Annotated in this window: 1 protein-coding gene; it reads right to left on the reverse strand. The window is 48.2% G+C overall.

The genetic code is table 11. From position 1 onward, the window contains the following. On the reverse strand, positions 1 to 187 hold a 187-nt coding region (locus ACTHSL_RS13885), incomplete at its 3' end, for a hypothetical protein (RefSeq protein WP_440381741.1). Between the last annotated feature and the right edge of the window lie 68 nt (positions 188 to 255).

Below are 255 nucleotides of genomic sequence, written 5' to 3' on the forward strand. Positions count from 1 at the left end.
GGATGATGGCGAACTGGGAACACATGACTGTGAAAGCCTTTTTGTCCAGACGGTTGCCACCGATCTCTTTATTTAAGATTCCCTCTTTACGCTCCTGAACAGCCGAAATCTTCAGAATGACGTCGCAGTCCTGTTTGATCCTGTCGACCGCATCCAGCTCGTTAAAACCTTCAATCAGGCCCGACACTTTCTGTCCGTTCCTGGATATAGCTTGGTACTTATATGTTATCACGGGGTTCTCACCTCCCTGTCTTC

This window comes from Neisseria sp. P0008.S010, from assembly GCF_051962715.1.
GTDB classification, from domain to species: domain Bacteria; phylum Pseudomonadota; class Gammaproteobacteria; order Burkholderiales; family Neisseriaceae; genus Neisseria; species Neisseria elongata.